Raw genomic sequence first — 13,608 nt, 5'->3', positions numbered from 1 at the left:
ACACAAAAAAGCCCGTCCATAGAGACGGGCTTTTTTGTGTGTTGAGTAGCTGTTCCAAAACCGATAATCTGACCCGAATAAAGACTAATGCAGGAGTTTTCCTTTGACGTTTACCTGGATCGACTGGGTCATTGTGGCCATAGTGGCTGTGTCCTCTCTTATCAGCCTTAAACGTGGCTTTTTTAAGGAAGTCCTTTCTCTTCTGACCTGGGTAGTGGCTATTTTTGTGGCCTGGACTTTTAACGGCAGTGTTGCCAACTTGTTGACCCAGTATGTAGAGACCCCATCCGTTAGAGTAATTTCCGCATCAATCCTGCTTTTCGTCGCAACTCTACTGGTGGGGGGGTTAGTGAATCGTTTGTTTGCAGAATTGGTGGAAGCCACTGGCCTTACTGGGACTGACAGGGTGTTGGGTATGGTTTTCGGAGGGCTCAGAGGCTGCCTGCTTGTAGTGCTTGTGGTGGGACTAATGACATTTGCCCCATTAGAGAATGACGAAGCATGGCAAGATTCGGTATTATTGCCCCACTTTTTGCTGCTTGCAGACTGGTCCAGGCAAACAGTGGTCCAGTGGGTTGAACCATTGATGCAAGCCGGTTGAAATAATCTCTGAAAGCTTCCCGGGAACAGGCAAACGTCCAGGGGGTGCTTTCAATGAACTTTTGAGAAAAAACAGGCTCTAAAGCCAACCAAAAGCATAAAATGCGGGGAGAGCCGATTTTCAGGTTACCCTGCCATAGCTTTAGAGCCGCTGATCCAGCCTGAGGATGTGATAAATGTGTGGAATTGTCGGTATTTCGGCGACAGTGAATGTTAACCAGCTGTTGTTCGATGCGCTGACCGTGCTTCAGCACAGGGGGCAGGACGCAGCCGGAATGGTCACTCTGGGGGGAGGGCATTTTTATCTGAGAAAAGATAACGGGCTAGTCCGTGATGTCTTCAGAACCCGGCATATGAAAAAACTGGTAGGGAATATGGGCATCGCTCATGTTCGGTATCCTACTGCAGGGACTTCGAGCTCAGCCGAAGCCCAACCATTCTATGTGAACTCTCCCTACGGGATTGCCCTTGCCCATAACGGGAATCTCACCAATGCCCAGAGCATCAAGCAAGAGCTCTTCGAAGCAGATCTTCGCCATATCAATACCAGCTCTGATTCAGAGATTCTGTTGAATGTCTTCGCTCACGAACTGGAGCAGTCTGGCAAGTTGCAGCCCAGTCCGGAAGATTTTTTTCAGGCGGTTCGTCGTGTCTATGAGCGTTGTGAAGGGGGTTATGCTGTCGTTGCTATGATCAATGGTCACGGTATCATTGGTTTTCGTGACCCTTATGGTATCCGCCCCCTGATTTACGGTAAGCGAGAAAGCGAGAAAGGCACAGAGTATATGATGGCTTCTGAATCCGTCGCTCTGAGTGCCTCTGGTTTTGAAGTGATCCGTGACGTTGAACCAGGCGAAGCCGTATTTATAGACTCAAACAATCAGCTGCACACTTTCCAGTGTGTCGAGGGCACCAAGCACCCTTGTATGTTTGAGTACGTCTATCTTGCTCGCCCTGACTCAATTGTGGATGGTATTTCGGTCTATCAGGCGCATCAGAGAATGGGGCAGATCCTGGCTAACAAGATTCTCAGAGAGTGGCCAGAGCACGATATTGATGTGGTCATGCCTATCCCTGATACCAGCCGAACATCGGCACTGGAGATTGCCAACCGGTTAGGGCTTCCTTACAAAGAAGGCTTTGTTAAAAACCGTTATATCGGTCGAACTTTTATCATGCCTGGTCAGGAGGTCCGCAAGAAGTCCGTTCGCCAAAAACTCAGTGCTATACGCCAGGAATTTGAAGGCAAGAATGTGCTGTTGGTGGATGACTCTATCGTCAGGGGCACAACCTGTCAGCAGATCATCGATATGGCCAGAGACAGTGGTGCAAAGAAAGTCTATTTTAGCTCTGCTGCTCCTGCGATTCGTTATCCTAATGTTTACGGGATCGATATGCCGACATCTGAAGAGCTTATAGCCTACGATCGGACAGATAAGGAAATTGAGCAGGAAATCGGGGCAGATCGTCTGATCTTCCAGGATTTGGATGATTTAAAGAAGATCGTTTCTTCGTTGAATCCCGAGATTACCGACTTCGACTGTTCTGTTTTTGATGGTAAATACATTGCTGGCGGTATCGACAGTGAATACCTCAGTCGTCTTGCTGCCAGCAGGAACGAACAAACCCGGGCGAATGAAGGAAGTGATTCGATCATTGATCTTCACAATGATGAAGAGCTTGCCTGATTTATCCCTCAACAGCGCCAGTTACCAGAGTCAAGCCCTTGTTAGCTTTGCTAACAAGGGCTAAACTCTACCTAGTTTAATTAGCTGGGGGGACGGCTTAATGTCAGGGTCACAACAAATTACCGTTGGAATGCATGAGGTAATAAGCAGGTTCCCAGAACTTGTCAGGCTGGCACTTGAAGAAGATGCCGATATCGTTATCACTCAGAGGAATAAGCCAGTTATTAGGTTGGTTCCTTACGAAGAGCAGCCTAAAGGCAGAGGTTTTGGTGCTCTGAGAGGGCGGATTGAGATATCCGATGATTTTGACAGTACACCTGATGACGTAATCAATCAATTTTATGGTAACTCCGATCAATGAGATATTTACTGGATACCTGTGCACTTCTGCGTTGGTTAAAAGGTGATTTCAGGATTTCCGGTCAGGTTATTGATGAAATCAATTCACCTGGTAATGAGGTTTATGTCAGTTCGGCGTCAATTTGGGAGATAAGAATTAAGCAGCAGATTGGCAAGCTGAGTGTCGATGAAAACTTTTCAGAGGTTATCGCGTCTTGTGGCTTTCAATCTTTACCCATCACTTTTTTCCATGCTAACAAGATAGTTGATCTTCCAATGATTCATAGAGATCCTTTTTTACAGAGTACTGATTGCCCAATGCCTTGTTGAAGGAATGACGATTGTGACGAGTGATGGCAACATATTTAAATATGAAGTCTCTTCCTTGCCACTATAATTTTCTCCTAAACAAGTTACCCTCTAGATACAGTCTCATACCTCAAATCCTTCATCCTTACTCCAACCTCAAGGTCACAAGTCAAAGTTGCCAATTTCAGGCTTAACAATGCCCGTTCTTTCTGCTTCACTACTTTTCCCGCCGCCCCTTTAGCCTCCTCTCCTAGCAAAAAGATAGTGCTTATTTCCTGATGTTCCAGAATCAGGGAGGTCGCTCCCTTATCGCCTACGCCCTGAACGCCGGGCACATCGCCCACACCGGCAATTGCCCAGAACTGGGTTAGCTTTTCAGCCCCGAAGCCGTAAAGGTTCTGTACACTCTCTCCCTGATAATCAATCTTCTGGAAGTGATCACGCAGTTTTATCTGCGGAACATTCAACAGTTGCAGGAAAATACGGTCGGTTGAAAGGATGGTGGTTTCGGCGTTGGCTTTTGATGCCTTGGAGGCTACAGCGGCAATGACATCATCCGCTTCCAGACCTGTTTTTCTCAATGTTTTTACCCCCATTTTCAGAAAAGCTCTGTTAAAGTCGCCCAGTCTTTTTCTCAGTGCTTCGGGCATGGGCTTGCGACCCTTTTTATAGTCAGGAAAAAGCTCATGTCGCCAGGTCGGAGGGTTGCCATCAAAAACCATCAGGCAATGCGTTGGCGATGTTTCCTTAATGGCCCGAGTTAGCGAAGCAACGGTAGCTGAAATTGCTCCGTCTATCTGGCTGTTTTCATCCGGGGCCCTGACAGCAGCGTGTACTCTTCGGATAAGATTCAGAGCATCAATCAAAAGCAGGTGAGGGCGCATTCTGTTTTTCCTGAACAGCCATGGATGTATAAATCAACACTAAACATTTAATAATCGTGTTCCCAGATTACCACATTCAGGGGCCGGGAATTTTCTTTTATCTTTCTAAAACCGAGCAGTGAGGGTGGTTATTTCTACTGTCAACCGCCGGTTTTTTTCGCTATCTTTGGCATCTCAGCCATCCGGGATATGTCAGACTCAAGGTTCTTTCAGGCCGGGTAGAAAACCTCAGCATGACATATAATCGAAGCCTTGGAATTGTAGGCTCAGAAACAGCCATGAGTGAAAAAATACAGCGTAATTTCTGAATAGCAGAACAAAATATTATTCATGGTAAACTGCCCTCAGCGGTACAAAGGATCAGAAATGAAAGACAACGATGTGAGTAATAACCAGGATCAATGGGCGTTTGAAACTCAGGCTATCAGGACTGGCGTCATACGCAGTGGTGAAAGAGAGCACAGCGAAGCTATTTATCTGACTTCCAGCTTCACTTATGACAGTGCCGAGCAGGCTCAGGCTGTTTTTGCCGGAGATGAACAGGGCAATGTTTACTCACGGTATACCAACCCCTCAGTAAAAATGTTTGAAGAGCGTATGGCGGCCCTTGAAGGGGGAGAGTTGGCCTGTGCCGCCTCTTCAGGCATGGCGGCTATCCTGGGTATGTGCATGGGGTTGTTGAAAGCCGGTGATCATGTGATTTGCTCTCGGAGTGTTTTTGGCACGACGGTCACCATTTTTGCCAAATACCTGGGCAAATTTGGCGTAGAAACCACTTTTGTTGATTTCACGGATTACCAGCAGTGGCGAGATGCAATGCGTCCTGAAACACGTCTTTTGTTTCTGGAAACGCCTTCGAACCCTCTGGGCGAAGTAGTGGATCTGGAAATCATGGCCGCCATTGCTCATGAGAATGATGCTTTACTGATGGTGGATAACTGCTTCTGTACACCGGCTCTGCAGCAGCCTCTGAAGCTTGGGGCAGATATTGTCGTCCACTCTACCACCAAGTTTATCGACGGTCAGGGACGCTGCATGGGGGGAGTAGCTGTCGGCAGCAAGGAACTGATCAGTGAGATGCATCTCTGGCAACGAGCGGCTGGTGCTTCAATGAGTCCTTTTAATGCCTGGAATTTCTACAAGTCCCTTGAAACACTTAATCTCAGGGTCAATGCTCATTGCTGCAATGCAATGGCTCTGGCCCAATGGCTGGAAGCGCATCCTGCTGTTGAAAAGGTTCACTACAGTGGTCTTGAGTCTCACCCTGGTCACAGTTTGGCGAAACGTCAGCAGAAAGCTTTTGGTGGTGTTCTTGCCTTTGAAGTCAAAGGCGGTCGAGAGCAGGCCTGGAAAGTGATGGATGCGGTAACCTTTATTTCCAGAACCGCTAATCTGGGTGATACCCGCACAACGATCACTCATCCGGCCACCACCACGCATTGTCGTCTTTCTGATGAAGACAGAGCAAGAGCCGGTATTACCGAAAATCTGATCAGGGTGGCTGTAGGTCTTGAGAACCTTGAAGACCTCAAGGCTGATCTTGAAATAGGATTAGCCCAGCTTTAAATAAGCTCCCCGTAACAGAAAAGGAATTCTGTTCTTTTGTGTCGATTGACCGATAAAACAGCCTTGAGTACAAAAAGCAAAGTCTTCAAAATAATAAGAACGGTTCCCAATTAATGAATGAAGTCAATCAATGTATTCATGCGCTGAATACGATTATCCGTGGTAAGGACCTGGAAATTCGGCTTGCGGTATGTTGTCTTCTTGCCCGAGGTCACCTGCTCATCGAAGATCTGCCCGGAATGGGTAAAACAACGCTGGTTCATGCACTGGCCCGGGTTATGGGCCTGGACTATCAACGGGTGCAGTTTACCAGTGATTTGTTACCTGCTGATATTATCGGGGTCACCGTTTTTGATAAAAATACCGCCAGCTTTGCCTTTCAGCCCGGGCCGGTTTTTTCCCGGCTGTTGCTGACAGATGAAATCAACAGGGCTTCACCCAGAACGCAAAGTGCCTTGCTTGAAGCCATGGAGGAGCGTCAGGTTTCGGTAGATGGTCAGCCGCAATCCCTGCCCGAACCTTTTTTCGTGGTGGCAACCCAGAATCCTGTCTATCAGGAAGGCACTTTTCCCCTGCCAGAATCCCAGCTTGATCGGTTCTTGATGAGATTAGAGCTGGGCTATCCCGACCCTGAATCAGAGAAAGCCATTTTGAAAGGCGAAGCCGGCAGGGAGGAAATGAATGCGCTGCCTGTCATCTTCAATGCAGATCAATTGATCAAGGCTCAGAATGCATCAGCCCGGGTACATGCCGGAGAGATGTTATTGGATTATGTCATGAGGCTGATTTCTCGTACCAGGGAAGTGGGATGCTTCAATGTTGGACTCTCGCCACGAGCGGGGCTGGCATTAATGGCCGCCGCAAAAGCCTGGGCCTGGATGGAAGGTCGGGACTATGTTATTCCCGAGGATATTCAGGCTGTGTTTGTCTCTGTTGCCGAGCACCGATTACATGCAAAGGAAAAAGGTCAATCGGTCAGGGAGTTGCTGGCTACCACTCAAGTTATGGGATAACAGGTATGTCAGAAGGCGTTGTAAAACGGCGATATCGTCAATGGCTTGATCGACGCATTCCTCCGGCTACCCGGGTGACTCTGGATCAAAAGCGGATATTTATCCTGCCCACAAAAGGGGGCTACATCTGGCTGTTTGTTGCTGCCCTTATTTTTATTCTTGCCGCCAATTATGCTAACAGTCTGGCGTTCGGTCTGTCTTTTTTTATGGTCAGTCTGTTTATGCTGTCCATTCTTCATACCTGGAGAAACCTGGCGGGCATCACTCTGATTTCAAAGTCTGCCGGTTCGGGACATGTTGGGGATCTGATACCGGTTCATCTGCAATTGCAGACAGGTGAGCGAGGTCGACAATCAGTGAGATTAGGCTGGCCCGAAAATGAGCAAGTGATCTATTCATTCGAATCGGATCTGGACTTGAGCCTGAGGGTAAAAGCAACATCCAGAGGCTGGTTTCGTCCAGGAAGGATGAGAGTAGAGAGCCTGTATCCTCTGGGATTTTGCAGAGCCTGGAGCTGGGTTCAACTTGAAATGCACACACTGATCTATCCCCGGCCTGATTACACCCACCCTGTTCCAAGCCCACTGGGTGCGGGGGAGGAAACCGGTGTCCAAACACGATCAGGGCAGGATGATTTTGCCGGCTTTCGCCGCTTTAAAGAGACGGATCTTGCGGGTCATGTTGACTGGAAAGGGTATGCGAGAACCAGTGAGCTGAATACCAAGCTGTTTGAAGAGCCTATTGGTCATCAGGTTAAGCTCTCCCTGGAGCATAATCCCGGCGTAAGTCTGGAAGATAAACTGTCTGTTCTGGCTGGATGGTGTCTGAGATGCGAAGCCACTAACAAACCTTTCAGCTTGTCTGTTCCCGGGACAGAGTTGGCAGCCAATGGAGGGCGCAAGCATTTAAAACAGTGCCTTGAGACTTTGGCTCTATTTGCTTCTGGCTCTGACAGGGCTTCGGGCAGTGTAAAGTCAGGAGGTGGTCGTGCTGAGTAATGCTCAGGTGAGCAGAACCTCAACACTGTGGTTAACTGCAGCCCTTCTGTCAGTCCTGTTGCCCATTTGGAAGCAAGTTCCGACGCTGATTATTTTACTGGGTTGTCTTTCAGCAGGCTGGCGGATTACTATTTTGCTGGGTAGAGGGCAGTGGCCACCTTTTTTGTTGCGTCTGGGACTGATTCTGATTGCACTGGTTACGGTGATAGTCAGTTTCAGGCCGTTGATATCTCTGGAATCATCGGTCTCTGTTCTGGCAGCAGGGTATGCACTCAAACTGTTGGAAATGAGAAGCCAGCGTGATGCGCTCATTGTGGTTTACATCGGCTATTTTCTGGTGGCGACAGCCGTTCTTTTCTCCCAGTCGTTACTACAAACACTCTACCTGATGTTTTGTCTGGTGATGTTGATCGCTGCCCAGCAGGGCTTGTTCCGATCAACGAATGCGACACCTGTTGTTTCCAGTATAAGGTTTGCAGGCCTCCTTGTTTTGCAGGCAGCTCCTTTAACCATTCTCCTGTTTGTCCTGGTGCCCCGGATGGGGCCGCTCTGGTCAGTCCCCCTTCCCGATAATAGTGCCAGAACTGGCTTAACCGATGCCATGACGCCAGGCGATATAGCAAGACTCAGTCGTTCAGATGAGCTGGTGTTTCGGGCACGCTTTGCTGGTGATGTACCACCACCTCAGCAAAGATACTGGCGGGCTGTGGTTCTGGATCAGTTTGATGGCAAGACCTGGAAGCAAACGGACAAGCCTTTTTCTGTTGCCGCCATGTCGCAGAAAGATTGGGTCAGCAGGCAACCTGAAATTGAAGGCTGGTGGAAGAATCGTCAGGGAAGCTATCAATATGAAGTGATGATGGAGCCTACCGGAAAACCATGGATGTATACATTGGGAGCTGCTGGCACAGTGGCTGAAAACAGCTTTTTATACAGGACAATGAGACTGGCATCGGAACGACCGATTGACAGCCGATTGTTGTACTCACTGGATGGGATGTTGCCTCAGGCTCGATCTGTCTTAATGCCTGACTGGCTTGCTGCCTTGAATACTCAGATTCCGGATTTTGGAAATGACCGGAGTCGACAATATGCCCTCAGGCTGTTCAACCAGGCAGGTCAGGATCCCGTCAAAATGGCGGCTCGATTGCTGTCGCTGTTCCGTCTGGATGATTTCTACTACACCGTTGCACCGCCTTTATACGATCAAAACTCTACGATTGATGAATTTCTGTTTGAAGGTAGGCGAGGTTTTTGTGCCCATTATGCCGGAGCATTCGTTTATCTGATGAGGGCTGCGGGTGTTCCGGCCAGGGTCATTGGCGGTTATCAGGGTGGAGAGTTTAAGAAAGCTGATAACCTGATTCAGGTTCGACAGTTCGATGCTCATGCCTGGGCTGAAATCTGGGTGGCAGGGCAGGGCTGGCAAAGGTTTGACCCAACTGCAGCGGTTTCACCCCAGCGAATAGAGTCTGGTCTGGAAGCGGCTATCGGTAACTCCGAAACTTTTTTGCCAGACAGTCCTTTGTCTCTCTACCGTTACCGTGAGTCAGGCATTATTAACAGAGTCAGGCTGGCCTTTGAGAAGGCAGAATATCAATGGCAGAGATCGGTCGTGAATTTCAAGCAGGATCAGCAGGAAGCGTTCATGAGAGGCCTATTGGGTGATAAAGATTTTTATTGGCGACAAGGGATGGCTCTGACGATAGGGGTAAGCGTGATACTGACTATACTGTCCCTGACTTTACTGTATCGCCGACAGACTCTGCCTCCGCTCCAGGAACTCTATGCCCGCTTCCTGAAAAAAATGGCTAGAAGAGGCTTTGTCCCTCGAGAGGGTGAAGCAGAGTTGAGTTTTGCCCGTCGTATTTCCCAATCGGATGACTCGCTTGCAGAACCTGTAATGTCGTTTTGTGAGGCTTATATGCGAGCGGCTTACGGAGAACAACATTCGGAAATGGACGAGTTGAAGCGGCTTTTGGCTAATTTTTAGGGCTAGCAGCCTGTCGGACTTAAGACTGTCCTACTGCGGTTGCAATAAATTGGTCTAAAAATCTCTGTTTCTTCGTCAAATAGCTCGCTATTCTCCTCAGAAACAGAGATTTTTATCCTCAATTTCTTGCAATCCTCGCTACGGACGCTTAAGTCCGACAGGCTGCTAGATGATTTCTCGTTTAGGTGACTTTGGCATCTTCTGGCTCAGATAATGGTTAATATATCGCTGGGTTTCCTGACCTTTTTCAGTGCCGGGGCAAACCAGATACACTTTTGGCGGTTTGGTTTCATAAGGGTGACTGCTCATGTATCGGCTGATGGCTACACAAACAATGGTCGCTGCTCTTTGTGGGGAAAGGTTCATTTCAGAGCTGAAAATGGGGATGGCTATGCTCGACAGATTTTTCCTGTGAGCGGCTTCAATGGTGGATTGGTAGGCGGCGACCAACTCTGAATGAATATTCCCGGAACCGACATGTGGCAGCATGGCATGAACCATGTGACTGAAGCCCCTGTCCTTCAGTGCAGGGCTGGGTGCAATGACGGCCAGTCCTGGTTGCACCTTTTTAATAGCTTCCAAAAAACCTTTTTTTGCCAAACTGCTATCAATTTCGGAAAGCTGCTTCAGTAAAGCCGTCTCATTTTCTGATCCTTTGGGGGTGTGAGGGCAGGCAATGGCTTGAATAGGTGGGGTTTGTAATTCATTCATTCGGCTGATATCTCCGGACATCAAAAAGAGCTCTTTTCCCAGCAGCTGGTCAGCAGGAATTCTGACATCCGTTTGCATCAGAGTGTCTGTAGATTGTTGCCCTGAGGGAGTGATAAGAAGCTCAAGAGGCCTGACAAAATCGGCAAGTTTGTGAGCCCCTCCAACAGGATGTCTCAGAGTCAGATCATTCAAAACAGCTGGCCAGTTAGCGGCGCCCACCCGGTTCACAAGTTTGGAAAAAGCCTGCATGTCTTCCAGCGTTCCCTGTTTGTAGGTTTTGATTTGAAGGCGCCTGGCTTGGGTTAGCAGTTTGTTCCGAAATTCAGATAACAGGTCGGTCTCTTCAGTGAGTGAGCTGACATCAATACCAATGCGGGCAAAGTCAGTCCTGAAGTGTTGAGCGGCTCTATTAATCCTGGACCTGGGACTATCATGGCGTTTGATGTCTCGAAGTCTTATGCCCGAATAAGGATTGTCGCCTCTGGCTCTGGCTTCCTGGAGCAGGGCGGCAGGGTCTTCCAGTACCCGGGTTTTCCGGTTCCAGGTAAAGGCTGAGCGCAGTTTGTGTTTTACCCAGCTTTTGAAAATCTGCCAGTTGGACGCCGAACTGACCGAGTCAGACGTTGGAATCATGCTTAAGCCAGAAAATCTACTGATAGTCTTCAGTATAATCAGTTCATTCCTGATCTCGATTTACAGGGCTAAAAGGTATCTGGCAAGGCTGGCTGACAACGTCAGCCGGATAAGTTATCGACTTTCTGACGAGTCTTTCTGCTGGCTGGAAATACGCTGTCAATTTTTCCACTTCGGCAACCAGGCTTAGAAAAAAAATCCCCGCACAATGACGGGGATTTGAGGTTGACAATCAGGTTACTGATCAGCTTGCTTTGGCGATAACATCATCAGCTGCCTTCTGGTAGGACTCTACCTGATCAAAGTTCAGGTAACGGTAGACTTCACTGGACATGGAATCCAGATTTTGAGCGTATTCCATGTACTCATCAGCTGTAGGAATCTTACCCAGAATCGCGCCAACAGAAGCCAGCTCGGCAGAGCACAGGTATACGTTAGCCCCGTCACCGAGACGGTTCGGGAAGTTACGGGTAGACGTTGACAGTACTGTAGCACCGGGTTCTACCCGTGCCTGGTTACCCATACACAGTGAGCAACCCGGGATTTCGGTACGTACACCGCTGTCCTGATAGATGTTGTAATAGCCTTCTTCTTCCAGTTGGGCCTTGTCCATCTTGGTGGGAGGAGACATCCAGAAGCGGGTTTGCAGAGGGGCCTTGTTCTGCTCCAGCAGTTTACCGGCTGCACGGAAGTGACCGATGTTGGTCATGCAGGAACCCAGGAAAACTTCGTCAATCTTGTCGCCAGCCACGTCAGACAGTGTACGGGCATCGTCCGGATCGTTGGGAGCACACAGGATAGGCTCTTTGATTTCAGACAGATCGATTTCAATCACTTCAGCGTACTCTGCGTCAGCATCAGCGCGCATCATAACCGGGTTGGCCAGCCACTCTTCCATCTTGCGGGCACGGCGCTCCAGAGTACGAGGGTCACCGTAACCTTCACTGATCATCCAGCGCAGCATGGTCACATTCGACTTCAGGTATTCGGCGATGGACTCTTCAGACAGAGTGATAGTACAACCTGCAGCGGAACGTTCAGCAGAAGCGTCAGACAGTTCGAAGGCTTGCTCGGCTGTCAGGCTTTCCAGACCTTCGATTTCCAGGATGCGGCCGGAGAAGGCATTTTTCTTGCCTTTCTTCTCAACGGTCAGCAGGCCTTGCTTGATACCGTACAGTGGAATGGCGTGAACCAGATCACGCAGAGTGATGCCGGGCTGCATTTCGCCTTTGAAACGAACCAGAATGGACTCCGGCATATCCAGAGGCATAACACCGGTGGCCGCAGCAAAGGCGACCAGACCGGAACCGGCAGGGAAGGAAATACCCAGTGGGAAACGGGTATGAGAGTCACCCCCTGTACCCACAGTGTCTGGCAGCAGCATACGGTTTAGCCAGCTGTGGATGATACCGTCACCCGGGCGCAGGGATACACCACCACGGTTCATAATGAAGTCTGGCAGAGTGTGGTGAGTTTCAACATCAACCGGCTTTGGATAAGCCGCCGTGTGACAGAAAGACTGCATCACCAGGTCGGCAGAAAAGCCCAGGCAGGCCAGATCTTTCAGCTCATCACGGGTCATTGGGCCCGTGGTGTCCTGAGAACCGACGGTGGTCATTTTTGGCTCACAGTAAGTACCGGGACGAACGCCTTCAACACCACAGGCTTTACCGACCATTTTCTGAGCCAGGGTAAAGCCTTTCTCGGAGGCTTCAGGAGCAACAGGGCGACGGAATATCTCGGAATGTCCCAGACCCAGAGCTTCACGGGCGCGGTCGGTCAAGCCACGACCAATGATCAGGTTAATACGGCCGCCAGCTTGCACTTCGTCCAGGATGACATCGGATTTGAAGCCAAATTCAGACAGTACTTCACCGGATTCGGACAGGATTTTGCCGTCGTATGGACGGATCTCGATCACATCACCCATGCCCAACTTATCAACGGGGGCTTCGAAAACCAGTGCGCCAGCATCTTCCATCGTGTTGAAGAAGATGGGTGCTACTTTTCCGCCAATACAGATACCGCCTGCACGCTTGTTAGGTACGCCCGGAATATCATCACCGAAGAACCAGAGTACAGAGTTAGTCGCGGATTTACGGGAAGAGCCGGTACCTACTACGTCGCCCACAAAAGCAACGGGCAGGCCTTTGGCCTTGATGTCGTCGATCTGCTTCAGAGGGCCGGTAACACCGTGCTCTTCAGGTTCCAGACCGTCGCGGGTCATTTTGTACATGGCTCGGGCATGAACCGGAATGTCTGGTCGAGACCAGGCATCAGGGGCAGGAGAAAGGTCGTCGGTGTTGGTTTCACCGGACACTTTGAAGACGGCAACCTTGATGCTTTCCTGAACCGCTTGACGCTGGGTGAACCATTCGGCGTCTGCCCAGGACTTCAGGACAGCTTTAGCATGGGCGTTTCCGGCCTTGCTTTTCTCTTCGATGTCGTGGAAAGCATCAAACACCAGCAGGGTGCTTTTCAGTTGTTCTGCGGCCAGCTCTGCCAGTTCGGTGCTGTCCAGCAGTTCAACCAGCGTCTCAATGTTGTAGCCACCATGCATCAGGCCCAGCAGTTCAACCGCTTTTTTCTTGTCCAACAGTGGGGATTCTGCCTCACCTGTAGCAATGGCAGACAGGAACCCGGCTTTCACATAGGCAGCTTCGTCCACGCCGGGCGGAATGCGGTTTTCCAGCAGGTCCAGCAGATACTCTTCTTCACCGGCGGGTGGGTTTTTAAGCAAGGCTACCAGTCCGGTGACTTGCTCAGCGCTTAATGGCTTTGGTGGGACACCTTCTGCTGCACGCTCTTCGACATGTTTTCTGTAGGCTTCTAGCACGGATCAACCCTCATCATCTGTGCGGCCTGCCCGTTCAC

General features: G+C 49.6%; 11 protein-coding genes. 8 read left to right on the top strand and 3 right to left on the bottom strand.

The window, feature by feature from the left end:
• Positions 1-103 precede the first annotated feature (103 nt).
• The 4 genes from ACOMG9_RS14535 (at position 104) to ACOMG9_RS14520 (ending at position 2,957) form a co-directional block, all read left to right on the top strand.
• Positions 104-601 carry a CvpA family protein gene (locus ACOMG9_RS14535; protein WP_494528996.1) on the top strand — a complete coding sequence of 166 codons (498 nt, stop codon included), beginning with the start codon at positions 104-106 and terminating at the stop codon, positions 599-601.
• Between the two features lie 175 nt (positions 602-776).
• A complete protein-coding gene (purF, locus tag ACOMG9_RS14530) occupies positions 777-2,288 on the top strand; it encodes an amidophosphoribosyltransferase (RefSeq protein ID WP_448217396.1) in 1,512 nt (503 codons plus the stop codon).
• Between the two features lie 100 nt (positions 2,289-2,388).
• Complete coding sequence (locus ACOMG9_RS14525; protein WP_448217395.1) at positions 2,389-2,649, top strand: type II toxin-antitoxin system Phd/YefM family antitoxin; 261 nt, start codon at positions 2,389-2,391, stop codon at positions 2,647-2,649.
• The gene (locus ACOMG9_RS14520) at positions 2,646-2,957 is read left to right on the top strand and encodes a type II toxin-antitoxin system VapC family toxin (protein WP_448217394.1); all 312 of its coding nucleotides are present in this window, start codon (positions 2,646-2,648) and stop codon (positions 2,955-2,957) included. The genes ACOMG9_RS14525 and ACOMG9_RS14520 overlap by 4 nt, the downstream gene beginning before the upstream one ends.
• Positions 2,958-3,040: 83 nt before the next feature.
• Here ACOMG9_RS14520 and ACOMG9_RS14515 read toward each other — a convergent pair whose 3' ends face one another.
• Positions 3,041-3,820, bottom strand: a complete 780-nt coding sequence (locus tag ACOMG9_RS14515; RefSeq protein WP_448217393.1) for a 5'-3' exonuclease H3TH domain-containing protein — start codon at positions 3,818-3,820, stop codon at positions 3,041-3,043.
• 366 nt (positions 3,821-4,186) lie between these two features.
• Between ACOMG9_RS14515 and ACOMG9_RS14510 the strand changes: the two genes are divergently transcribed.
• The 4 genes from ACOMG9_RS14510 to ACOMG9_RS14495 all read left to right on the top strand — a co-directional run bounded on the left by ACOMG9_RS14510 (position 4,187) and on the right by ACOMG9_RS14495 (position 9,390).
• Positions 4,187-5,386 (top strand): O-succinylhomoserine sulfhydrylase, encoded by a 1,200-nt coding sequence (locus ACOMG9_RS14510; RefSeq protein WP_448217392.1) that lies wholly within the window; start codon positions 4,187-4,189, stop codon positions 5,384-5,386.
• A 113-nt stretch (positions 5,387-5,499) separates the two neighbouring features.
• Positions 5,500-6,399, top strand: a complete 900-nt coding sequence (locus ACOMG9_RS14505) for an AAA family ATPase (RefSeq protein ID WP_494528995.1) — start codon at positions 5,500-5,502, stop codon at positions 6,397-6,399.
• Positions 6,400-6,404: 5 nt separating this feature from the next.
• Entirely contained in the window at positions 6,405-7,397 is a 993-nt protein-coding gene (locus ACOMG9_RS14500) for a DUF58 domain-containing protein (RefSeq protein WP_494528994.1), read from the top strand.
• The gene (locus tag ACOMG9_RS14495; protein WP_494528993.1) at positions 7,387-9,390 is read left to right on the top strand and encodes a transglutaminase TgpA family protein; all 2,004 of its coding nucleotides are present in this window, start codon (positions 7,387-7,389) and stop codon (positions 9,388-9,390) included. The genes ACOMG9_RS14500 and ACOMG9_RS14495 overlap by 11 nt, the downstream gene beginning before the upstream one ends.
• Before the next feature lie 165 nt (positions 9,391-9,555).
• Here ACOMG9_RS14495 and ACOMG9_RS14490 read toward each other — a convergent pair whose 3' ends face one another.
• Both ACOMG9_RS14490 and acnB read right to left on the bottom strand, forming a co-directional pair.
• Positions 9,556-10,734, bottom strand: a complete 1,179-nt coding sequence (locus tag ACOMG9_RS14490; RefSeq protein WP_448217388.1) for a macro domain-containing protein — start codon at positions 10,732-10,734, stop codon at positions 9,556-9,558.
• 244 nt (positions 10,735-10,978) lie between these two features.
• Complete coding sequence (gene acnB, locus ACOMG9_RS14485) at positions 10,979-13,570, bottom strand: bifunctional aconitate hydratase 2/2-methylisocitrate dehydratase (RefSeq protein WP_422134170.1); 2,592 nt, start codon at positions 13,568-13,570, stop codon at positions 10,979-10,981.
• Between the last annotated feature and the right edge of the window lie 38 nt (positions 13,571-13,608).

Source organism: Endozoicomonas sp. PH6C (genome assembly GCF_059322965.1).
This window is presented reverse-complemented; position numbering and strand designations above follow the sequence as displayed.